This is a genomic window from Corynebacterium marambiense (genome assembly GCF_016342275.1).
Taxonomy (GTDB): domain Bacteria; phylum Actinomycetota; class Actinomycetes; order Mycobacteriales; family Mycobacteriaceae; genus Corynebacterium; species Corynebacterium marambiense.
In genome coordinates, this window is sequence record NZ_JAEIOT010000015.1 from 98,434 (window position 1) to 121,063 (window position 22,630).

At 64.8% G+C, this 22,630-nt stretch carries 17 protein-coding genes and 2 tRNA genes; 15 read left to right on the forward strand and 4 right to left on the reverse strand.

Annotated features, from left to right (window positions below):
• The first annotated feature begins 303 nt into the window (after positions 1-303).
• Positions 304-948 carry a mycothiol-dependent nitroreductase Rv2466c family protein gene (locus tag JDV76_RS10785; RefSeq protein WP_198736900.1) on the forward strand — a complete coding sequence of 215 codons (645 nt, stop codon included), beginning with the start codon at positions 304-306 and terminating at the stop codon, positions 946-948.
• Positions 949-986: 38 nt separating this feature from the next.
• On the opposite strand, the gene JDV76_RS10790 is transcribed toward JDV76_RS10785, so the two are convergent.
• The gene (locus tag JDV76_RS10790; RefSeq protein WP_198737022.1) at positions 987-2,123 is read right to left on the reverse strand and encodes a TIGR04053 family radical SAM/SPASM domain-containing protein; all 1,137 of its coding nucleotides are present in this window, start codon (positions 2,121-2,123) and stop codon (positions 987-989) included.
• A gap of 192 nt (positions 2,124-2,315) precedes the next feature.
• Between JDV76_RS10790 and JDV76_RS10795 the strand changes: the two genes are divergently transcribed.
• Complete coding sequence (locus tag JDV76_RS10795; RefSeq protein ID WP_198736901.1) at positions 2,316-2,789, forward strand: ribose-5-phosphate isomerase; 474 nt, start codon at positions 2,316-2,318, stop codon at positions 2,787-2,789.
• A gap of 96 nt (positions 2,790-2,885) precedes the next feature.
• Here JDV76_RS10795 and JDV76_RS10800 read toward each other — a convergent pair whose 3' ends face one another.
• Both JDV76_RS10800 and JDV76_RS10805 read right to left on the reverse strand, forming a co-directional pair.
• Complete coding sequence (locus JDV76_RS10800; protein WP_198736902.1) at positions 2,886-3,677, reverse strand: DUF1542 domain-containing protein; 792 nt, start codon at positions 3,675-3,677, stop codon at positions 2,886-2,888.
• 249 nt (positions 3,678-3,926) lie between these two features.
• Complete coding sequence (locus JDV76_RS10805) at positions 3,927-4,169, reverse strand: helix-turn-helix transcriptional regulator (RefSeq protein ID WP_198736903.1); 243 nt, start codon at positions 4,167-4,169, stop codon at positions 3,927-3,929.
• Positions 4,170-4,855: 686 nt separating this feature from the next.
• Between JDV76_RS10805 and JDV76_RS10810 the strand changes: the two genes are divergently transcribed.
• The 6 genes from JDV76_RS10810 (at position 4,856) to clpX (ending at position 9,896) form a co-directional block, all read left to right on the forward strand.
• A tRNA-Gly gene (locus JDV76_RS10810) sits at positions 4,856-4,930 on the forward strand.
• A 473-nt stretch (positions 4,931-5,403) separates the two neighbouring features.
• A tRNA-Pro gene (locus JDV76_RS10815) sits at positions 5,404-5,477 on the forward strand.
• Positions 5,478-5,581: 104 nt separating this feature from the next.
• Entirely contained in the window at positions 5,582-6,946 is a 1,365-nt protein-coding gene (tig, locus tag JDV76_RS10820; protein WP_198736904.1) for a trigger factor, read from the forward strand.
• A gap of 263 nt (positions 6,947-7,209) precedes the next feature.
• Positions 7,210-7,809, forward strand: coding sequence for an ATP-dependent Clp protease proteolytic subunit (locus JDV76_RS10825; RefSeq protein ID WP_198736905.1), 600 nt, complete (start codon positions 7,210-7,212; stop codon positions 7,807-7,809).
• Positions 7,810-7,846: 37 nt separating this feature from the next.
• Positions 7,847-8,479 (forward strand): ATP-dependent Clp protease proteolytic subunit, encoded by a 633-nt coding sequence (locus tag JDV76_RS10830; RefSeq protein WP_198736906.1) that lies wholly within the window; start codon positions 7,847-7,849, stop codon positions 8,477-8,479.
• A 142-nt stretch (positions 8,480-8,621) separates the two neighbouring features.
• Positions 8,622-9,896, forward strand: a complete 1,275-nt coding sequence (gene clpX, locus JDV76_RS10835) for an ATP-dependent Clp protease ATP-binding subunit ClpX (protein ID WP_198736907.1) — start codon at positions 8,622-8,624, stop codon at positions 9,894-9,896.
• A 79-nt stretch (positions 9,897-9,975) separates the two neighbouring features.
• Here clpX and JDV76_RS10840 read toward each other — a convergent pair whose 3' ends face one another.
• The gene (locus JDV76_RS10840) at positions 9,976-10,713 is read right to left on the reverse strand and encodes a TetR/AcrR family transcriptional regulator (RefSeq protein WP_198736908.1); all 738 of its coding nucleotides are present in this window, start codon (positions 10,711-10,713) and stop codon (positions 9,976-9,978) included.
• Between the two features lie 549 nt (positions 10,714-11,262).
• Between JDV76_RS10840 and JDV76_RS10845 the strand changes: the two genes are divergently transcribed.
• From JDV76_RS10845 to JDV76_RS10875, 7 genes are all read left to right on the forward strand, one after another.
• Complete coding sequence (locus tag JDV76_RS10845; RefSeq protein WP_198736909.1) at positions 11,263-12,237, forward strand: malate dehydrogenase; 975 nt, start codon at positions 11,263-11,265, stop codon at positions 12,235-12,237.
• Positions 12,238-12,338: 101 nt separating this feature from the next.
• Positions 12,339-15,062 carry a valine--tRNA ligase gene (locus tag JDV76_RS10850; RefSeq protein ID WP_198736910.1) on the forward strand — a complete coding sequence of 908 codons (2,724 nt, stop codon included), beginning with the start codon at positions 12,339-12,341 and terminating at the stop codon, positions 15,060-15,062.
• Between the two features lie 2 nt (positions 15,063-15,064).
• On the forward strand, positions 15,065-16,639 hold the full coding sequence (folC, locus tag JDV76_RS10855) for a bifunctional tetrahydrofolate synthase/dihydrofolate synthase (RefSeq protein ID WP_198736911.1): 1,575 nt from the start codon (positions 15,065-15,067) through the stop codon (positions 16,637-16,639).
• Positions 16,636-17,073 (forward strand): DUF4233 domain-containing protein, encoded by a 438-nt coding sequence (locus tag JDV76_RS10860; RefSeq protein WP_198736912.1) that lies wholly within the window; start codon positions 16,636-16,638, stop codon positions 17,071-17,073. Before folC ends, JDV76_RS10860 begins: the two co-directional genes overlap by 4 nt.
• Positions 17,074-17,093: 20 nt before the next feature.
• Positions 17,094-17,615 carry a hypothetical protein gene (locus JDV76_RS10865; protein WP_198736913.1) on the forward strand — a complete coding sequence of 174 codons (522 nt, stop codon included), beginning with the start codon at positions 17,094-17,096 and terminating at the stop codon, positions 17,613-17,615.
• A gap of 48 nt (positions 17,616-17,663) precedes the next feature.
• Positions 17,664-18,074 (forward strand): nucleoside-diphosphate kinase, encoded by a 411-nt coding sequence (gene ndk / locus JDV76_RS10870; protein WP_198736914.1) that lies wholly within the window; start codon positions 17,664-17,666, stop codon positions 18,072-18,074.
• Between the two features lie 928 nt (positions 18,075-19,002).
• The gene (locus JDV76_RS10875) at positions 19,003-22,626 is read left to right on the forward strand and encodes a translation initiation factor IF-2 N-terminal domain-containing protein (RefSeq protein WP_418884425.1); all 3,624 of its coding nucleotides are present in this window, start codon (positions 19,003-19,005) and stop codon (positions 22,624-22,626) included.
• Positions 22,627-22,630: the final 4 nt, after the last annotated feature.

A 22,630-nucleotide genomic window follows, 5' to 3' on the forward strand; every position in this document is an offset into this window, starting at 1 on the left:
TGTGGACTGCTGCGGAATCGTTGCGACGAACCGCTCTATCAGGTGGGAACGAAAAAAGTGCACCCGTACCGCGGCTGGAACCGGGGGGAGGAGGAAGGACACCTGTTCGGGTGCCCCCTACCCGGGAAGCGGTACTACATGCCCAGGATACGGGCGACTATGTGCCCAGGATACGGACATGGGAGAAGGCAGGGAGTGCCTGGTCCGGAAAAGGACATATCCTGGGTGATGCACGACCTGCACGCCGTGCAGCGCCCCCCCGGGCGACCGTATACAGGCACCCCAGAGAAAGAAAACAAACCCATGAGTCAGCCTCTGAAATTCTGGTTTGATGTCACCTGTCCGTACGCGTGGATCACGTCCCGTTGGATCACCGAGGTGGAGAAGGTTCGCGACGTGGACGTCACCTGGATCCCGATGAGCCTCGGCGTCCTCAACGAGGGGCGCGACGAGCTTCCTGAGCAGTACCGGCGGATGATGACGACGACGTGGGCACCGGCGCGTGTGTTCGCCCGGATCGCCACCGAGCACCCCGACAAGGTCGGGGAGCTCTACACCGCACTCGGGACGAGGATCCACAGCGAGGGGCGGGGAGCGGAGCTCAAGGAGCGCGCCGGCGACGGGGACCTCTCCGACGTGTTGATGCCCCTCGTGCGGGAGGCACTCGCGGAGGTCGGGCTTGATGAGTCCCTGGCTGACAGTGGAACGGGAACGGACTGGGACGACGCCCTGCGCGGCTTCCATCAACAGGCCATGGACGCCGTCGGCAACGATGTCGGTACTCCGGTCCTCGAAGTCGCCGGAGCCGCCTTCTTCGGACCCGTGCTGACCCGCATCCCTCGTGGCGAGGAGGCCGGGAAGATCTTCGACGGTACCGTGGCACTCGCCGGCTACCCGCACTTCTTCGAGCTCAAGCGGTCTCGCACGGAGCGCCCCGAGTTCGACTGATCCGGGGATGGGGGCACGGTGCCGGCGGATGGTGGGCGTCAGGCGCCCACCCGCTGGGACTGTGCCCACGCCGACGGGATGTACGCGCAGGTTGGATCCGACGCTAGATAGTCGTGCGTCAGCGCGTACGCCGTGGAGCGGGAACCGCCGCACACCCCGTGGAACTCACAGACGCTGCACTTTCCACGCCAGTTGTCCGGGTCACGGAGCGCGGTGAATACCGGCGAATGTGAGTAGATTTCGGAGAAGGGGATCTCGGTGACGTTCCCGCAGTGCACGGGAAGGAAGCCCGAGGGATAGACGTCGCCGATGTGGTCGACGAAAGCGAACCCAGAGCCGGAGTTCACGGCCATCGGTGGCCGCGGACGGCGGGGATGCTCGGGATGGGCGCCGAGCAGCCGGGTTGTCTCCTCGGTGAGCATGCGGTAGAGCTCGCCGCCCGCGTAGGGGGAGTCGGCACGCTTACGCTGTAGCACCACCCGGCGATACTGCGGGGCCTCGGTCGTCTTGATCGCGATCCGGTCCGATACGTCGGCCAACCAGTTGAGTACGTCCTCCCGCTCATCCGGGTCGAGGCAGTTCAGTCGAGCACCTCGACCGGTCGGGACCAGGAAGAATGTGTACCACATTTTCGCTCCCATCCCGATGACGGTCTTCAGCAGGGCCGGTGCCTCGTGGATGTTTGAGCGCGTGAGCGTCGAGTTGATCTGGAGCCGGAAACCGACGTCCAGGATCTCCGGGGCCATCGCGAGTGTCGCGTCGAACGTCCCCGGGAACCCACGGAAGGCGTCGTGGGTTTCGGCTGTCGCGCCGTCAAGCGACATCGACATCGCTTTGCCGCCGGCCGCGCGCAATTCCGCCAACCTGGTCCGGGTCAGCTTCGGGGTGACCGACGGTGACAGGGAGATCGACAGCCCACGCTCGGTGCCGTACCGGACGAGGTCGACCAGGTCCTCGCGCTCGAAGGGATCTCCACCGGTGAGGACGACGAGCGGGTGTGGGCGGTCGTACGCCGCCAGCTGGTCGAGTAGCTCGAAGCCCTGTTCCGTGGTGAGCTGCCGGGGATCAGCCCTGGTCTGGGCGTCCGCCCGGCAGTGCCGGCATACGAGCTGACAAGCCCGGGTCACCTCCCAGATGACGATGAACGGCTTCGCACCGACATCGTGGCGGATCATTCGGACGCTGGGGTGAGAGTGTGACACGGTTCTGCGGGCTCCTTCCGGGCAGGTGTTCGCTTCCTATGACGCTAGCCCCGGTCGGAACGAAAAGCAGCATCCTGACGCGCGCTATGTGACATCTCACGTCCGCCGGTCCGACGTCGCACCGCGTGGTCCCTCTACGTCGTTCTCCCGGGCTACACTGGCCCCATGCGCGTTTACCTTGGAGCGGACCATGCAGGGTTCGAAATGAAGAATGTCATCGTTCAACATCTCACCGACGCCGGACACGAGGTGATCGACTGCGGCGCCCACACCTACGACGCCGAGGACGACTACCCCGCTTTCTGCATCGAGGCAGCCTCCCGTACGGTCAACGATCCGGGTTCACTCGGCATCGTCCTCGGGGGATCCGGCAACGGTGAGCAGATCGCCGCGAACAAGGTCAAGGGTGCCCGCTGCGCCCTGGCCTGGTCAGAAGAGACCGCCCGACTCGCCCGTGAGCACAACAACGCCCAGCTGATCGGGATCGGTGGTCGGATGCACTCGAAGGAGGAGGTCCTCGCGATCGTCGAGGCCTTCCTCGACCAGGAGTGGAGCGAGGCCGAGCGTCACCAGCGCCGCATCGACATTCTCGCCGACTACGAGAAGACTGGCATCGCTCCAGCGCTGCCCGAGGCCTGATCCGCCTGATCAGCTCCCCCACAGAAGTGGAGCGGTCCCCGACCTTCCGCCGGTCGGGGACCGCGTCCTCGCCATTCTTGGCCGTATCTCTATGTGTCAGAAATCGAAGCCGCCGAAGTCCATCCCGCCGCCGTCGCCACCGAAGAAGCCTCCGCCATCCCCGCCTGCACCCGGATCTGCGTCGCCGAGACCCTGACCGGTGTCACCGGCGGATCCGTCGACTCCATCTGCCCCGGTATCACCGTAGCCCTGCTCGAATTCTTGGGGTCCGTAGTGGATCCCGGACATGCCACCGAAGAGCATGGAGAACATCATCACGGAGCCGGCGGTCCACATCCCAGTGCGTAGCGCGCCGGCCCACCACGGCTCGGAGTACCAGCCGGCGGGGACGGGACGACCGGCGACCATTCCGCCCGGATAGTAGTTCGGGGTCTCTGGTGACGCCGTGGGAGACGCCGTGATCTGCTTGCCCTCGTGGTCGATGGTGCGCTGCTCGGTCACCGAGCCTGCGCGGCGCTGTCCCTCGAGGAGGGGAAGCTCTGGACCGGCGGGCATCCCCATGATCTCCCGGGCCGCATTCACGTAGTGGAGCCCCTCGAGCGCGGACTCGCGGGCGAGCTCAGCCTGCCGGATCGTCTGTGCGGTGCTGATCTGGCCAGATGCGGCGTTGTACCGCTCGGAGGCGTCAGCCAGCGCCTGTGTCGATGCGGTGTCACTGCCGCTCAAGCTGAGGACCTGGGATCCGAGTCGTTCGATCCACCGGCGGGCGTCCGCCACCGCGTCATCCAGCTCGGAAGCGGTCGAGCGGCGGTGTCCGCCGGAACCGTACCTAGATAACAGGAACACAGCGATGACGATGACGATGGCGATCAGTAGCAGGGCGTTCATGTTCGTCGGCAACTTTCGTCTGCGGGAGGAAAATGGTGGAGTCAGAGTGCGTCGGGTCAGGTCGGAATCTGGCTCTGTAGAGATAACGCCTGGCCGGTGGCGGAGGTTCCCGGGACAAACCGAGACGGAGCTGCGTGACGCTGTCTAGGTGGTTCAGACAGGAAAACCCCGTAGGCCACGGCGTGTGAACTACGGGGGACGGGGACCGGTTCCGGCGTATGCGAGATCGGTCGGAACCGGTGCGGGTGGTTAAGCTTCGGAGTTCTCGGGCGACTTGGCCGACTTGCGACCGTTCTTACGTTCCTCGACCCACTCGTGAATGGTCTGGGAGTCCCAGAGGGTTAACCCGTGCATCTTGGCGACGGGTTTCGGGGCGCGGCCGCGCCCCGCGTAGCTGGTGAAAGTTCCGCGCGCGGTGCCGGAGAACTTGGCGCACTCGATGGCCGTCCAGAGTTCTCTGCCGGAGTCGGAGTCAATAATCTTAGGTTGCATGACGGCCACGATACGGCAGGTAACTAACGGAGTCCTGAGAAAAAAGAGGCCTCGGGAATGTTCGTCGTCGTAGCTGTTTTAGCGGGGAAAACCCGTCAGTGAAACCAAAATTTCATACACGTCAAAACGTGGGTGCCGGGTTTCGTCGGAGGCACGCTGTCCCATCAGTGCAGATGGCGGGTTGGGCACACCTCCGAAACCGTTTCCAAATGCAAATCTATAGAAATGGAAGGTTAGGCTATCCCGATATGTCGGAAATGTGCTGCTAATAAAAGTGTAAGATCAAGAGCTCTTTTTCTTTGTATCTTTTTCTGTGTGGGGTGAAAATTAGGGCTTCAAACATGCGGGCAAAGGTTTTTGTGGGTCGGATTGAGCGTTGTCGGCTGTCCCGCCCCCCCTGGGGGTGTGGGGTCTGCATCCTTCACTCGCGCCCTCAGAGGGTGTTCGCGGTGGACTTGCCATCTCCCACGTGTCCCAGCCGCTGTCAGGGATCTCCGGCTTCCACGGAGTCTAATGTCTAATGGCGTGGAGTCTGTCCGAATCTGTCCGCAGCTGTTCTGTCTGAATCTGTTCGGCGGGAGGTCATCGGGTCACTACCGGGGCATTTTTCATCCACGGGTACTTGGGTTAGACTATGTCTCACTGCGGCTCGGACACTGGCTTAGAGGTGTTCGGAAAGCAGCGCTGGGAACGTCGTATAGTGGCTAATACCTCAGCCTTCCAAGCTGAAGACGCGGGTTCGATTCCCGTCGTTCCCTCCACACATAAGACGGTCCCACCGGCGAAGAAGTCGGTGGGACCGTCTTTTTTCTTCTACAGGTAGAGCCCGGATGCGCCGCCGGGTGTCCGGAGATTCACCCCGGGGGACGGTGTCTGCTGAATTCCGGGCCCGGGGAGGGGCTCTGAATCCTGGCCCAGAGAGTGGCTGCCTGTGTGCCCCCCATGGCGTCCCAGGCGCTGGTGGATCCCAGGATGTTTCGTGTCGCTGGTCACCGCGCCGCAGGGTGCTGCCAACCGGCGCAGTGCCGGGAATATCGGGGTGATGGTCCACGGGACGTTCGCGGGTCCGCGATGTACTCGACTAGTCGGGGGAACGCTCCCAACGAGGATCGCTTTTGTGGGCTTGAGGAGGGGAAAAGGTCTGAGTTATGGGGGCCTGTTGAACCCGGTTGCGGGGTAGTCGGTAGACTGCACTGGCAACGGCCCGATCTGGGTCGTGTCGCTTCATTGACTACGGGGTATGGCGCAGTTTGGTAGCGCACCTGCTTTGGGAGCAGGGGGTCGCAGGTTCAAATCCTGTTGCCCCGACAGGGATCTTCCCCTTGAGACTTCCGGCATCGTAGCCGGAGGTCCGTAGTGGCGAAGGACCCGTTAGACGAATCAAAACAAACATTATTCCAGGAGAGTGACTCGTGAAGAGTTCCGTCGAGCAGCTGAATGACACCCGCGTCAAGATCACCGTCGAGGTTCCCTTCGAGGACCTCAAGCCGGAGTTTGACCAGGCATACAAGGCACTGGCGCAGCAGGTGTCCATTCCGGGCTTCCGAAAGGGCAAGGCCCCGCGTCAGCTGATCGAGGCCCGTATTGGGCGCGGCCCCGTGCTCGAGCAGGTCGTCAACGAGATGCTGCCGAGCCGTTACGGTGCTGCCGTCGAGGAAAACGACCTCAAGGTTCTCGGTCAGCCGGTCGTCGACGTCACCCGTATCGAGGATGGGGAACTCGTCGAGTTCACCGCCGAGGTCGATGTCCGTCCCGAGATCACCCTCCCGGACTTCTCCGACATCTCGGTCGAGGTCGCTCCGCTGACCACGGATGACGAGGCCGTCGACGCCGAGCTGCAGAAGCTGCGCGAGCGCTTCGGTTCCCTGAAGAGCGTTGAGCGTGCGGTCGCCGAGAACGACTTCGTTACCGTCGATCTTTCCGCCACCGTTGATGGCGAGGCTATCGAGGAAGCCACCACCGAGGGCCTGAGTCACCAGGTGGGATCCGGTGAGCTCATCGAGGGGCTCGACGAGACCCTCGTCGGTATGGAGGTTGGTGAATCCCGCGAGTTCACCACCACGCTTCTCGCCGGTGAGCATGAGGGCAAGGAAGCCCTCGTCACTGTCACCGTGGGCTCCGTCAAGGAGCGCGAGCTCCCCGAGGTCGACGACGAGTTTGCCCAGCTCGCCTCTGAGTTCGACACCGTCGAGGAACTCCGCGAGTCCCTCGTCCAGAGCATCGAGGAGAGCGGCAAGGCGCAGCAGGCCGCCGAGATCCGCGACGAGGTGCTCAAGGCTGCTCTGGAGAAAGCCGAGTTCCCTCTGCCGGAGTCCATCGTCGACGAGCAGGTAAACAACCAGGTCCAGCAGCTCGTCAGCCAGTTCGGTGGCGATGAGAAGAAGCTCAATGAGCGGCTGAAGCTCGAGGGCAGCTCACGCGAGGAATTCGACAAGGATGCCCGCGAACAGGCCGAGAATGCCGTCCGCACCCAGCTCTTCCTCGATGTGCTGGCCGACAAGATCCAGCCGGAGGTCAGCCAGGAGGAGATGACCGAGCACATCATCTTCACCGCGCAGCGCTACGGGATGGACCCGAACCAGTTCATCCAGCAGCTGCAGCAGGCCGGTCAGATCGGGAACCTCTTCAGCGACGTCCGCCGCGGGAAGGCGCTCGCCGCCGCGATCTGCGAGGTTTCGGTCACCGATTCCGAGGGCAACAAGGTCGACCCCTCCGTGTACTTCGGTGAGGAAGAGGTCGAGGAGTCCACGGATTCCGACGATACGTCCGCCGAGTAGCACTGTTCCGGCGGCAGGCTGCCGGTGAAGGAGCCCGACCACATCCGGTGGCCGGGCTTTTTCCAACCGAGGGCATTCACGCTATCCCGCCGCGGGAAAGCTGACAGCGAACAGAGCAGCCCACCCTCCCAGGCGGCGGTACCCTTGCGATTACGGAAACAACCGATAACGTCCCCACACAGTATGTCCACCCCGGACCGTTGCGCCGCTGAACTTACCGCGACGCCACCTCCGGGGCGGCGAGAAGGTAGGTTTTGGAACCCATGACTGACACCACCCGGATGGCGGCCCCCACCAGCGGGCTCAACCTGAGCGACTCGGTCTACGAGCGTCTGCTCCGTGAGCGCATCATCTTCCTGGGGAGCCAGGTGGATGACGAGATCGCCAACAAGCTCTGTGCCCAGATCCTCCTCCTGAGCGCAGAGGACCCGACGCGCGACATCTCGCTCTACATCAACTCCCCGGGCGGGTCCGTCACCGCGGGCATGGCCATCTACGACACGATGAAGTACGCACCGTGTGACATCGCCACCTACGGTATGGGGCTCGCGGCGTCGATGGGGCAGTTCCTGCTCTCCGCGGGAACGAAGGGGAAGCGCTACGCCCTCCCGCACGCACGGATCATGATGCACCAGCCCTCCGCAGGCGTCGGGGGCACCGCCGCCGACATCGCGATCCAGGCCGAACAGTTCGCGTACACGAAGCGCGAGATGGCTGAACTCATCGCCGAGCACACGGGACAGACCGTCGAGCAGATCACCGAGGATTCGGATCGTGACCGCTGGTTCACCGCGGAGCAGGCGAAGGAATACGGCTTCGTCGACCATGTCATCACCGCCGCCAACGGTTCCATCGCCAACTAGTCCGGCACCACCGGGACATCCAGGAGACAACAGAGTTATGAGCAACGGAATGCAGATGCCCTCCGCCCGCTATGTGCTGCCCAGCTTCGTGGAGCACTCGGCCTACGGCGCGAAAGAATCCAATCCCTACAACAAGCTGTTCGAGGAACGCATCATCTTCCTCGGTACCCAGGTGGACGACGCCTCGGCGAACGACATCATGGCGCAGCTTCTCGTCCTCGAAGGGCAGGACCCCGACCGGGACATCACGATGTACATCAACTCCCCGGGTGGTTCGTTCACCTCACTGATGGCCATCTACGACACCATGCAGTACGTCCGACCGGATGTACAGACGGTCTGCCTCGGACAAGCGGCCTCCGCGGCGGCAGTTCTGCTCGCGGCCGGTTCACCCGGCAAGCGCGCGGCGCTGCCGAACGCCCGTGTCCTGATCCACCAGCCCGCGACCGGTGGTGTCCAGGGCCAGGTTTCCGATCTGGAGATCCAGGCCCGCGAGATCGAACGGATGCGCACCCTGATGGAGACTACCCTCGCCGAGCACACCGGCCGGTCGGCGGAACAGATCCGCATCGACACGGACCGCGACAAGATCCTGACCGCCCCCGAGGCCGTCGAGTACGGCCTGATTGACCAGGTCTTCGACTATCGGAAGTTGTCGAGGCAGCTCTAGGACCGCACATTTTCGTGACGGTGCCCGGCCGCGCCTCTGACCACAAGGCGGGGACCGGGTACTAGAGTGGGGCGGACGGATTGAATGTGCGCGGACGCCCCGCGCACCCCGGCTCAAGAATGCGAGTGACTACCCGAAGACCATGGCACATATGCAAGAAAGCTCGGACCTGCTCAAGTGTTCTTTCTGCGGGAAGAGTCAGAAACAGGTGAAGAAGCTCATCGCAGGCGGCGGCGTTTACATCTGTGACGAGTGCATCGAACTCTGCAATGAGATCATTGAGGAGGAGATGGGGCAGGCCACGGAAACTACCGAGGACCCCGCCGGTCGGTTGCCCCGCCCCACCGAGATCGCCGCGTTCCTGGACACCTACGTCGTGGGGCAGGACGACGCCAAGCGCATCCTCGCGGTCGCGGTCTACAACCACTACAAGCGGATCCGGGCAGAGGAATCCCGGACCGCGTCCGGTCGGGACGACGAGATCGAACTCGCCAAGTCAAACATCCTGCTGCTTGGACCCACCGGATCAGGCAAGACCTACCTTGCGCAAACCCTCGCCCGGCTCCTCGATGTGCCCTTCGCCATCGCGGATGCCACCTCCCTCACGGAAGCCGGTTACGTCGGCGAGGATGTGGAGAACATTCTTCTGAAGCTGATGCAGGCAGCCGATTTCGATGTCCAGCGGGCCCAGCGGGGCATTATTTACATCGACGAGGTGGACAAGATCTCCCGCAAGTCGGAGAACCCCTCCATCACCCGTGACGTCTCAGGGGAGGGCGTGCAGCAGGCGCTGCTCAAGATCCTTGAGGGAACCACGGCGTCCATCCCGCCGCAGGGCGGACGCAAGCACCCGAACCAGGAGTTCATCCAGCTCGACACCTCGAACATCCTGTTCATCGTCGCCGGCGCGTTCGCCGGACTCGAACAGGTCATCCAGGACCGGGTCGGGAAACGCAGCCTCGGTTTCGGCGCGCAGGTCCGCTCCCTCCACGAGGATGATTCGGTCGATATCTTCCGGGAGGTCCGGCCCGAGGACCTGGTGAAGTTCGGTCTGATCCCGGAGTTCATCGGCAGGCTCCCCGTCGTGGCCACGGTGACGAATCTGGACCGGGCCTCGCTAGTCAAGGTCCTCACCGAGCCGAAGAACTCACTGGTCCGCCAGTACGAGCGGCTGTTCGAGATGGACGGCGTCCAGTTGACGTTCACCGAGGGTGCCCTCGATGCTATCGCTGAACTAGCGCTCGAGCGGAAGACCGGGGCCCGTGGCCTGCGGGCGATCATGGAGGAGATCCTAGTCCCCGTGATGTACGAACTCCCGGACCGCGAGGACATTGCGGAGTGCGTCATCACTGCGGATGTCGCCCGGGGTGCCGCCACTCCCGAGCTCATCCCCGGTCCCAGCGAAAAAACCGCGTGAGCTGACCTGGACGGACGGAGAGAGGGACCGGGACTTTTACCCATCGGGTAGGTCCCGGCCCCTCTCTCCGCGTGCGTGTCTAGACGGTATCGGTCTCGCCGTAGATGCTGGCGGTCCCGGAATCGTGTTCGTCGGAGAACTCCCGGGCGCCGACGGCCAGGTAACTCATCGTCCCCGCCCCGGACATGTTCGAGGTGAGGAAAGACAGTACGGTATCGACGGCGAGACGCTCGAGCCCCGCAGTATTCGTGCCATCGGCGAGATCGACGTCGTAAAGGTTGAGGTAGGTATCTCGGTTCGAGGTGCGGAACGCGCACAGGGAAGAGATGATCGTGTAGATGTCGAGGGCCGAGATGCCGGGGCGGAAGGCCCCCGCATCCTGGCCGAGCATGAGCAGTCGGTCCAGCGCGAGCAGCACCGCTGACTGGTCGGCGAGGGGTGAGGTCGCGGTCACGTCGGCGTGGCCGAACAGGTTCTCCAGCAGAATCAGGCGGGCGGCGGACGGCTCCGCGAACATCCTCCGGCAGATGACCTCGACGACTTTGCGGATGCCGTCCACGGGGACGGTCGACGGCATCTCCATCTCGCTCGCATCGGGCCGGATGAGGGTGACCGCCCGGAGGAGTGCTTGCACGTAAAGGTTGCGCTTGTCCCCAAAATGGTAGTGGATCATCCGCTTGGACATTCCCGATTCCTGTGCGATCGCCTCCAACCGCGTGTCCTCGAATCCGTTCCGGGCGAAGCTCTCCATCGCGACGGCGACGACCTGTTCCGCAGTCGTGCCGGAGGTTTCGGTGTCAGCGGGGGGACGGTTCATTCCCGTAGTCCTTTCCAGAAAAGTGGCGTACACCACGGCACGGCGCACGCGCGCCCGACTGCCGGTCACGTTCGCGGTTGTCAGCGCGCCGTTGACGTGGTTCCACCCCACTTCCGGATGCGGACACGGTCCTGAGAGAACCCGGCGTACCCGAGCAAGCGCACGCGGCGAATGGGGTTGCTACATTTCATCGTGCCTTAAAACGCGTTCCGAAGGTGGTGTGTTCTGCTGCGACCCCTAAAAGCGCAGGTCGGATGTTGGGATCGCGGGTGGGTGGGGGTGCCCGGATGTGAAGGTGTCCTCCCGGAGGGATCCGGGGTGGGCACCTTCACAGGATTGAGGTCGGTGTAGCGACGGCGCGACAACAGCTTCGGGGTTACCCTTGATGGTGTGCGATGGCCCTCCCGCCGTGTGTGCCCGTGTCGCCGTCCTTACCGGCGGCGCGCCCGAGTGGACCTTCAGTGGGCTGACGTTACACAGACTTTAACCGCGCTCCCTCCGGAAGACCCCGGTGACGGAGCGACGACGAGAAGAGGATGATTTACTCTTATGACCACTCATGCCAAGAAGATCACCGTCACCGGCGCCGCCGGGCAGATCGCCTACTCCCTGCTGTGGAGGATCGCGAATGGCGACGTCTACGGCAAGGACACCCCCGTTGAACTCAACCTCCTGGAGATTACTCCGGCTCTCGGTGCCGCGGAGGGTGTTGCCATGGAGCTCCTGGACTCCGCATTCCCGCTGCTGCGCACCATTCGCATCACGGATGACGCAGCGGAGGCCTTCGACGGTGCCTCCGCGGCCTTCCTCGTTGGCGCCAAGCCCCGTGGCAAGGGGGAGGAGCGGAGTGCCCTACTTACCGCGAACGGCAAGATCTTCGGCCCCCAGGGCAAAGCCATTAACGATCACGCGGCCGATGACGTCCGCGTCCTCGTAGTCGGCAACCCCGCCAACACGAACGCCCTGATCGCCAAGGCCGCCGCGCCGGATGTCCCGGCGGACCGGTTCAACGCGATGATGCGCCTGGACCACAACCGCGCGCTGAGTCAGCTGGCCACCAAGCTCGACCGGTCCTCGACCGAGTTCGAGAACGTGGTCATCTGGGGTAATCACTCCGCCACCCAGTTCCCGGACATCACCTACGCCACGGTCGGTGGCGAGAAGGTCGCCGACCTGGTTGACCGGGACTGGTACGTCGACGAGTTCATCCCGCGGGTGGCCAAGCGTGGTGCCGAGATCATCGAGGTCCGCGGCAAGTCCTCCGCAGCCTCTGCGGCATCGGCCGCCGTCGACCACATGCACGACTGGATCAACGGCACCGACAAGTGGTCGAGTGCAGCGGTTCCGTCGGACGGCTCCTACGGTGTACCCGAGGGCCTGCTCTTCGGTCTGCCGACGGTCAGCCGGAATGGCGCCTGGGAGATCATCGACGGACTCGAGATCAACGACTTCCAGCGTGCCCGGATCGACGCAAACATCGAGGAACTCCTCGGCGAGCGGGACGCCGTGTCCGATCTGCTCTGATCTCCCGATCCGCCGGTTTTACCGACGCCCCGTGGACCCGGTTCGCCGGGTCTGCGGGGCGTTCGGCCTACTTCGGTGCGTCGTCACAGGCACCATCTAAGATGGGCGATGTGACTTCACAGAATGAGAACCAGGACAACCGCGCCGACAAGCTGCCGAAGAGCTGGGACCCGAAGACGGTCGAGGCTGAGCTGTACCGGGGTTGGGTGAACGCCGGCTACTTCACCGCTGATGCCGATTCGCCGAAACCGGGATTCTCCATCGTTCTGCCACCGCCGAATGTCACGGGGCAGTTGCACATGGGTCACGCCCTCGACCACACGTTGATGGATGCCCTCGCCCGCCGCAAGCGGATGCAGGGCTACGAGGTCCTCTGGTTACCCGGCATGGATCACGCCGGTATCGCGACGCAGACGAAGGTGGAGGCCCATCTCAAGGAAGCCGAGGGCAAGGATCGCCACGACTACGGCCGGGAGCAGTTCGTTGACAAGGTCTGGGAGTGGAAGGCCCGCTACGGTGGGGTCATCGGTTCGCAGATGCGCGCCATCGGTGACTCGGTCGACTGGTCCAAGGAGCGGTTCACCCTCGACGAGGGGCTGTCCCGCGCGGTGCAGACCATCTTCAAGAACCTGTACGACCGGGGCATGATCTACCGGGCGCACCGCCTCGTCAACTGGTCGCCGGTCCTGCAGACCGCGGTCAGTGACATCGAGGTTGTCTACAAGGATGTCGAGGGTGAGCTGGTCTCCATCCGTTACGGTTCCCTCGATGATTCCGAACCCCACGTCATCGTCGCCACCACGCGTGTGGAGACGATGCTCGGTGACGTGGCGGTCGCGGTGCACCCCGATGATGAGCGTTACGCGGATCTGGTGGGGCAGCGTCTGCCGCATCCCTTCCTCCCCGATCGGGAGCTTGTCATCGTCGCCGATGACTACGTCGACCCCGAGTTCGGTACCGGCGCCGTGAAGATCACCCCGGCCCACGACCCGAACGACTACGCGCTCGGCCTTCGCCACGATCTGCCGATGCCCGACGTCATGGACGACACCGGCCACATCGCCGGGACCGGCACCGAGTTCGACGGACTCGACCGCGCCGAGGCGCGGGTGAAGATCCGCGAGGCTCTCGCCGAGCAAGGCCGAATTGTCGCTGAGAAACGCCCCTACGTCCACTCCGTCGGACACTCGGAGCGCTCCGGCGAGCCGGTTGAACCACGCCTGTCCGAACAGTGGTTCGTCAAGGTCGACAAGCTCGCTGAGATGGCCGGTGACGCGGTGCGTGAGCACGACACCACAATCCACCCGGCGAGCCAGGAGCCCCGCTACTTTGCGTGGGTCGACGACATGCACGACTGGTGCATCTCCCGCCAGCTGTGGTGGGGCCACCGCATCCCGATCTGGTACGGCCCCGACGGTGACGTCGTCTGCGTCGGACCTGACGAGACCGCGCCCGAGGGCTACGTCCAGGACCCGGATGTCCTCGACACCTGGTTCTCCTCCGCCTTGTGGCCGTTCTCCACGATGGGGTGGCCGGAGGCCACTCCGGAACTGAAGAAGTTCTATCCCACTTCCGTCCTGGTCACCGGCTACGACATCCTCTTCTTCTGGGTTGCCCGGATGATGATGTTCGCCACCTTCGCCGCCACCCTCGATGACAGTGACCTCGGCACCGCGGACGGCGGACGCCCCCAGATCCCGTTCACCGATCTCTTCCTTCACGGCCTCGTTCGCGACGAGAGGGGCCGGAAGATGAGCAAGTCCCTCGGCAACGGTATCGACCCGATGGACTGGGTCGAGCGCTTTGGCGCCGACGCCCTGCGGTTCACCCTCGCCCGGGGCGCGAACCCGGGCACCGACCTGCCGATCGGCGAAGACTCCGCCCAGTCGTCCAGGAACTTCGCCACCAAGCTGTTCAACGCCACCCGCTTCGCTCTGATGAACGGTGCCCGGGTCGGCGAGCTGCCAGCCCGAGCCGAACTCACCGACGCCGACCGCTGGATCCTCGACCGCCTCGAGCAGGTCCGCGCCGACGTGGACCGGCAGCTGGACGACTACCAGTTCGCCAAGGCCAACGAGGCCCTGTACCAGTTCGCCTGGGGTGAACTGTGCGACTGGTACCTCGAGATCGCCAAGGTCCAGATCCCCCGTGACTTCGACGCGGCTTCCGCGGAGGACGTCGCCCGGGGACGACACACCCAGCTCGTCCTCGGCACCGTCCTCGACGTCGTCCTGCGCCTGCTGCACCCCGTGATCCCGTTCGTGACGGAAACTCTCTGGAAGGCCCTCACCGACGGCGAATCCCTCGTCATCGCGGACTGGCCGACATCGGCCGACACGACTGACGGAGCGCCCGTCGACGAGACCGCCGCACGTCGGATCGCGGACGGCGAGAAGCTCATCACCGAGATCCGCCGCTTCCGCTCCGACCAGGGGCTCAAGCCCTCGCAGAAGGTTCCGGCCCGCATCGACTTCGTGGCTGCCGACCTCGAATCCCTGGCACCCGCGGTGCGTTCCCTCGTGCGGGTCGAGGAACCCGGAGCCGGGTTCACCCCCTCCGCATCCCTCGAGGTCCGCCTGTCACAGGCCACCATCACCGTGGAACTCGACACCTCCGGGACCGTGGATGTCGCAGCGGAGCGCAAGCGCCTCGACAAGGATCTCGCGATCGCGCAGAAGGAACTCGAGACCACCGGAAAGAAGCTCGGCAACGACAACTTCCTGGCGAAGGCCCCCGAGGCCGTCGTGGACAAGATCCGCGAGCGGCAGCGCATCGCCGCCGAGGAAGTCGAACGCATCACCCTCCGACTGAAGGAGCTCGGCTAGACATGTCGGACACCATCGACCCCACGGGCTCCGGTTTCGAGGGACCCAGTCCCCGGGACACCCCGGCGGATGCCGCTGCGGCGCAGACCGGAGCACTCGGCGTCGACGAGGCGGGCCTCGTCCTGCCCATCGACGTCCACGCCCCGACGAACCCGCCGGCCGACACCACCATCACCCCCGACGACCTCGCGGATCTCGCTGTGGTCGAGGCGGAGCTGGATCTCCGGTGGCCCGAGACGAAGATCGACCCGACCCTCGACCGGGTGACCCGACTGATGGACCTGCTCGGAAACCCCGAGCGGAGTTTCACCTCGATCCAGGTCGCCGGAACGAACGGCAAGACCTCCGTCGTCCGGATGATCGAATCCCTGCTGCGCGCCTTCCACCGTCGGACCGGGCGCACCACCAGCCCACACCTGCAGCTCGTCACCGAACGCATCGCCGTCGACGGAGCACCCATCCACCCGCGGAAGTACTGCGAACTGTGGCGGGAGATCAAACCGTACGTCGAGATCGTCGACGCCGCCTCGAAACGTGACGGTGGCCCGCAGATGAGCAAGTTCGAGGTGCTCACGGCGATGGCCTACGCCGCCTTCGCCGACGCACCCGTCGACGTCGCCGTCGTGGAGACCGGCATGGGCGGCACCTGGGACGCCACGAACGTCGTCGAATCAGAGGTTGCAGTGATTACCCCGATCGGCCTCGACCACACCGACTACCTGGGAGAGACCCTCACCGAGATCGCCGGTGAGAAGGCCGGCATCATCAAACCCCGCACTGTCGACGAGGACGACGTTCTCTCCCCGCGGGAGAACATCGCCATCGTCGCGGAACAGCACCCCGAGGCGCTGAAGGTCGTACTTGAGCGGGCCGTGGAGACCGACGCGGCCGTCGCCCGCGAGGGCATCGAATTCGGAGTCGTTGAATCCACCGTCGCCGTCGGTGGGCAACAGCTCGTTCTCCGTGGACTCGGTGGTGACTACGATGACATCTTCCTGCCGCTCTCGGGGGCGCACCAGGCACGCAACGCCGCCTGCGCCCTTGCCGCAGTCGAGGCCTTTTTCGGGGCCAGGGCGGGGAGACAACTCGACCGGGATACGGTCCGGGAGGGTTTCGGCACCGTTTCCTCCCCCGGGCGTCTGGAACGGGTCCGGTCCACACCGACGGTCTTCATCGACGCAACCCACAATCCGCACGGGGCGAAGGCACTCGGAGAGGCTCTGAACCGTGACTTCGACTTTCGTCGGCTCATCGCGGTTGTCGGATGCTTCGGGGACAAGGACGCCCGGGGTATTCTCACCGAACTGGAACCACATGTGAGCGAGGTCGTCTGCACACAGTCCACCTCGCCCCGTGCGCTCGACGCCTACGAACTCGCGGAGTACGCGCGGGAGATCTTCGGCGAGGAGCGCGTCCACGTCGACGAGACCCTGCCCGCCGCGGTGGAGACCGCCGTGGCGCTCGCGGAGGAGACCGACGCCCCCGGCGAGGCGGTCTCCGGTTCCGGCGTCCTGATCACTGGATCCGTCGTCACGGCCGGCGAGGCCCGCACGCTGTTCGGAAAGGAGCCGTCATGACGGATAAGAGGAAACGGGACGGGGAGGAGATCGAGTACGGTCCCCTCGGCCCCGGGCACGCCCCCGCTAAGGACCCGATGAAGGGCCTGCGGGGTGTCATGGCGGGGACGCTGGTCATGGAGTCGATCTCGCTGCTCCTCGTCCTGACAGTCATCGCCCGGGTGGACAACGGATCTCACTGGACCACGGTCAACTGGGTGTACGTGACGGTCATCGGCGTCGCCATGTTCCTCGTCGCGTTCATGCAGAAGAGATCGTGGGCGATGGCGGTGAACTGGGTGCTCCAGATCGCTGCAGTTGCGGGTTTCTTCGTTCATTACTCCATGGGAGTCATGGCGCTCATCTTCGTCGCCGTCTGGCTCTACATCATGCATCTACGCAAGGTTTTGCTCGAGCGGATGCGCCGGGGGCTGCTGGTCACCCAGCACACGTGAGCGGGGCATAGACTAGTCCCATGAGTCTGTCCGCTAGGCGCCTGATCGGCGTCCTCTATTTCGTGTTCGGTATCGGTTGCCTGTGGGGTGGCTATCTCATGCTGGACGGTCACCGGGTGATCGGTGTCGCCATGTTCCTCGCCTGCGGTGCCCTCATGGGGGCACTCGAAGCGTGGCGTAGGAAACAGGAATCAGCCTCCGCCGCTGCCGCGGTCGGTTGCCCCCTGGATCCCTCGCTCCGCGAGGAAGCCATCCGGCTGAAGGGCGAGGGGCGGCGGAATCCGGCGCTCGCCGTCTTCCGGAACTCTCCGCCGTGGCCGAACCTGAAGACTGCGGAGATCATCGTGGATTCTCTTCCGGCAGCTCCCGGTAAGGGTGCCGCGGGGGAGGAGACCGACCAGGTCGGACTGATTACCGCGGACTACCGGGAGATCACCCGAATCCGTGACGGGGGAGACATCCCCCAGGCCGCGAAGGTCCTCAGGGAGAAGGTACCGCAGTTGACTATCTCGGACGCCGCTCGCGTGGTCAAGGATCTCTGACACCCCTACGTCCCTCATCTCCGGGTCGGGTTCTGTAGAATTCGTGGTATGACTGAACGCACCCTCATCCTGATCAAGCCGGACGGCGTCGAGCGCGGCTTCGTCGGCGACATCATCTCCCGCATCGAGCGCAAGGGCCTCAAGCTCGTCGCCATGGATCTCCGCGTCACCGACCGTGAGACCGCCGAGAAGCACTACGCCGAGCACTCCGACAAGCCTTTCTTCGGGGAGCTCGTCGATTTCATCACTTCCGCCCCGCTGGTTGCCGGTGTCATCGAGGGCCCCCGTGCCATCGAGGCTTGGCGTCAGCTCGCCGGCGGCACCGACCCGGTGGGGAAAGCGACCCCCGGCACCATCCGTGGTGACCTCGCCCTGGATGTCGCGACCAACGTTGTGCACGGCTCCGATTCCCCCGAGTCCGCTGAGCGCGAGATCGGCATCTGGTTCCCGAACCTCTGATTCGGGTGACCCGATAGCACGAACGCCCCGTTCCCCGTTTTCACGGAGGGACGGGGCGTTCGTCGTACCACCGGCCCGGTCACCGGAATACGGGGGTGTGGGAAAGGCCCGTGTCAGAAACTGACCCGCAGGTCATGCCGCGGCTTGCACCCGGTGCGCTCTCAATGAGGGAACGGCTACCGGATGTGTGCGACAATGGACCCGGCTCCGCGCTGCATCGTTCGCGCCCCGACGGGTATCGCTGGAACGCAGCGGATGCCGTGAGAGACACACTTTTAGAAAAGCACACGACAATTAAAGACTTTTTCACCCCGCGCGGCGGCGGCAGGAACACAAGACGAGATGAAGCGAAGACACACTTGTTCTGCCAGCGCCCGGGGAAGTCGCGAACAGAGGAGACCCTGTGGCTGAGACCACCGGTACAGAACCGAAGAAGACCCGCCGAACCGCGAAGCGGACGACGAAGAAGACCTCCGCGGAAGCCGCGGCAGAGTCCGTCGGCACCGGGGATGGGGATATCGGGGACACACCCGTGAACGCCCCGGTAAAGCGCACGCGCAGGACCACCCGCAAGACGGCAGGCCCCGCCGAGGGCTCCGCGACTGAGTCCGCCACCACGGACACCACGGACACCGCGACGGAGCCTGCATCCGGCGCCGGAAAAGCTCCGGCGAGGAAACGCGGCACCAGAAAGTCGGCGCCCAGGACGACAGCGGCCACCGGGAAGAGCACCTCAGACGATACGATCCCCGCGGAGGACGAGAAGCCCGTGGCGGCCAAGAAGCGGACTACCCGTTCCGCGACGTCCGCGAAGAGCCGGAAGAAAGCACCAGCACCTGCCTCGGATTCCAGGGATGAGCCGACCCGGGAACCGAAGAAGACACCACGCCGCCGGACCACGCGTAAACCCGACCTGTCGGCTGCCCCGGTGTCGGAGATAGCGGCGGCCGCCGAGGTCCCCGCAGATGCGACGGCTCGGCTCGCTGCCGAGTTTGACCGATCGAAACTGGGCCCCAAGACCCGGGTACACGCACTCGCTAAACTCCTCGCCACCACCTCGAAAGACCTCATCCTCACCCTGGACACGATGGGGCTCGTCAAGGTCGCCCAGTCCTCGCTGAGCATCGAGGAAGCGAACCGGCTGCTCGATGTTCTGTCGGTTCCCGCCGATGATGCGCCCGAGCCGCCCAACGGCGAACCTGTCGAGAAGATTCGTGTGCGGGTGGAGAAGAACGTCGCTAACGAGATTCACCAGATCGAGGAGAAAGTCGAGCGTGAACTCGCCGAGGGCGAGCGCGGCGCCGACCGCGACGCCGACGATGACGGGAAAACGTCCACCGCGGCTCACATCGATATCGAGGAAGCTGTCCGGGAGGAGCAGGAGGCGGAGCCCCTCGAGGACGTCATCTCCGCAGTCACCCCGGCCCCGGAGAGCCCGGCGTTCATCGCTCCCGTGTTTCTGCCGCCGACACCTGCGGAGACCCGCGATGACGCGGACGAGCAGGATGACGACACTGACTCCGGTGACGACGAATCCGAGTCCGGCGGCAAACGCAAGCGCCGCGGACGCCGTGGCAAGGGCCGCGGCCGAGGCACGGAGGACAGTGACAACGAGAGCGGTGACGAACGCCATACGACGCCGAGGGACGACGACACCGACGACACCGCGGACCTGCCCGACGAACCCGTCGCCCTGAAGGGCTCCACCCGCCTCGAGGCGCAGCGCCGCCGCAGGACCGAACTGCGCGAAGAAGGGCGCAAGAAGCGGCACGTCGTCTCGGAGGCCGAGTTCCTCGCCCGCCGCGAATCCGTCGAACGCACCATGGTTGTCCGTGAGAAGGCCCGGACGGACCATCCCGGTTCCGTCACCCAGGTCGGCGTCCTGGAGGACGACCTGCTGGTCGAGCACTTCGTCACCTCCGAGACCCAGTCGTCCATGGTCGGCAACATTTACCTCGGGCGTGTGCAGAATGTCCTGCCCTCCATGGAGGCCGCGTTCATCGACATCGGCAAGGGGCGCAACGGTGTGCTCTACGCCGGCGAGGTCGACTGGAAGTCCGCCGGTCTTGGCGGCCGCTCCCGCCGCATCGAGCACGCGCTGCATTCCGGGGATCAGGTTCTCGTCCAGATCACCAAGGACCCGGTGGGGCACAAGGGTGCCCGCCTGACCACCCAGATCTCTCTCGCGGGGCGCTTCCTCGTCTACGTACCCGGTGGTCGCAGCGCCGGTATCTCCCGGAAACTGCCGGAGACCGAGCGCAAGCGCCTCAAGGCGATCCTGAAGGAGGTTGTTCCTTCCAGTGGTGGTGCGATTATCCGGACCGCGGCCGAGGGAGTCGATGAAAAAGAGATCGCGGCGGACGTCAACCGCCTGCATTCCTTGTGGGAGGACATCCAGGAGAAGGTCAAGGAGGAGAAGAAGTCCAAAGGATCGAAGCCGGTCACCCTCTACGAGGAGCCGGACATGCTGGTCAAGGTTGTCCGCGACCTGTTCAATGAGGATTTCGACGCGCTCGTCGTCGAGGGCAACAAGTCCTGGAACACCGTCAACGCCTACATCCGTAGCGTCGCACCCGATCTCGAGGAGCGGATGCAACGCTACGATGCGAACGCGAACGGCGGCGTCGACGTGTTCGAGCACTACCGCATCGATGAGCAGCTGCAGAAGGCACTGAGCCGTAAGGTGTGGCTGCCGTCCGGAGGCTCCCTCGTCATCGACCGCACCGAGGCGATGACCGTCATCGACGTCAACACGGGTAAGTTCACCGGATCCGGAGGCAACCTCGAGGAGACCGTCACCAAGAACAACCTCGAGGCCGCGGAGGAGATCGTCCGGCAGATGCGTCTGCGCGACATCGGCGGGATGATCGTCGTCGACTTCATCGACATGGTTCTCCCCGAGAACCAGGATCTCGTGCTGCGCCGTCTCACCGAGGCACTCGGCCGTGACCGCACCCGCCACCAGGTCAGCGAGGTCACCTCGCTGGGACTCGTTCAGATGACGCGAAAGAAGCTCGGTACCGGTCTTCTGGAGACCTTCTCCACCGAGTGTGAAACCTGCGACGGCCGTGGTCTCGTGATCCACGCCGACCCCGTCGAGCACGAGGATGAGCCGCCGCGTTCCCGCCGTGGACGCAAGGGCGGTAACGATAGCGCTGGACGCCGCCCGGCGGAGCATCCCGCTGCCGTGGCCCTGCACAAGGACACGGACCACGACGAAGAATCACACGCAGACAACCGCGACAGCGATTCCGCGGACACTCCGTCCATCGAGGAGCTCGCCGACGCCGTTGTTGCGGGTGTCGACGAGGAGAGTGGCAACGACATCGAGGCGAAGGACACCCGTCGCGGAGACCGTCCCGGTTCTTCTCGTCGAGGTCGTCGCGGCACCCGGCGTACCAGTACCGGAACCACCGAAATCACTGGTAGGGATGCGGACGACACCGACGTGTCCGTCGAGGACACCCAGGGGACCGATCTCGATGACCCCCGGGCTGACCGTGACGGGCAGGATGGGCAGACGGACCGGGACAACCGCCCGCGCGGTGGTCGCCGTGGTCGTCGGCGGTCGACCCGGGCGCCGCAGGCCGATGACCAGCGCTCCGGTGTCTCCAATTCCGGAGAGGAATCACCTCGGGAACCGGCGCGCCATTCCGGACGGGACGATCGCGCGGAGGAGATGAATACTGTCGAGTCCATCGCTGCTGCGGCGGTCGCACGTGCTGGTGTAGAGGATCCCGACGAACCATCGGGTGCCGACTACCTGCCTGCGGACAGCTACCGCGAAGCGCTCGCAGTATTCGAGGCGTCTCCGCGTCGCAAGCGCAGGACCCGCGGTAACTCCGTGTCCGACTTCCCGCCGAAGCGGTCCGACTTCATTTCGGGACCGCTGGCTGATGAAGACATCGAAGAAGTCCACCGCGACGACGAGCCCGCAGAGGAACCCGCCCGTCGGAACGCGGATCGGGAACCCGATTTCGGTGCAGACCGGGAGGAGCGTTCCGCCTCCGCCGCGCGCCGGGACCGTCGCCGTATCGCGAAGAACGTACGGCTGATCCCCGATGGCAGTGGCTCCGGTACGGCCGCTGCCGGCGAATCCGATGATCAGGCAGCTGCGGAGGACAACTCCATCACCCCGCGGGCGCAGGACCCCAACTCCGCATCCACGGAGGAAAGCCCGGCGGGGCGTCGTGGTCGCCGTCGGGTGACGAAGCGCCTGACGAAGAAGCAGATCGCGGACGCCGAGGCGGCTGAGGCGGCCGCCGCCGAGACACCCACCCCGGTAGACACAGTAGTAGAAGCCCCCGTGGAATCGACCGGTGGCGGTGTTCAGGTGAAGAAGCTGCGCCGGGGTAGGCGCCGCATCGTCCGCCGGATCGCCACACCCGTCGCCGTGGAGGCACAGGGCCCCGGATCGGGTGATCCCGCCGGTGATACCTCTGAGAGCGTCGGGTCACAGTCGCCCGTCAACGACGGCTCCACAGCTGAACGCCCGAAGCGGGGACAACGCGGACGGCGGCGTGTCGTCCGGAAAGTTCCCGGACGGCGGTAGTGGG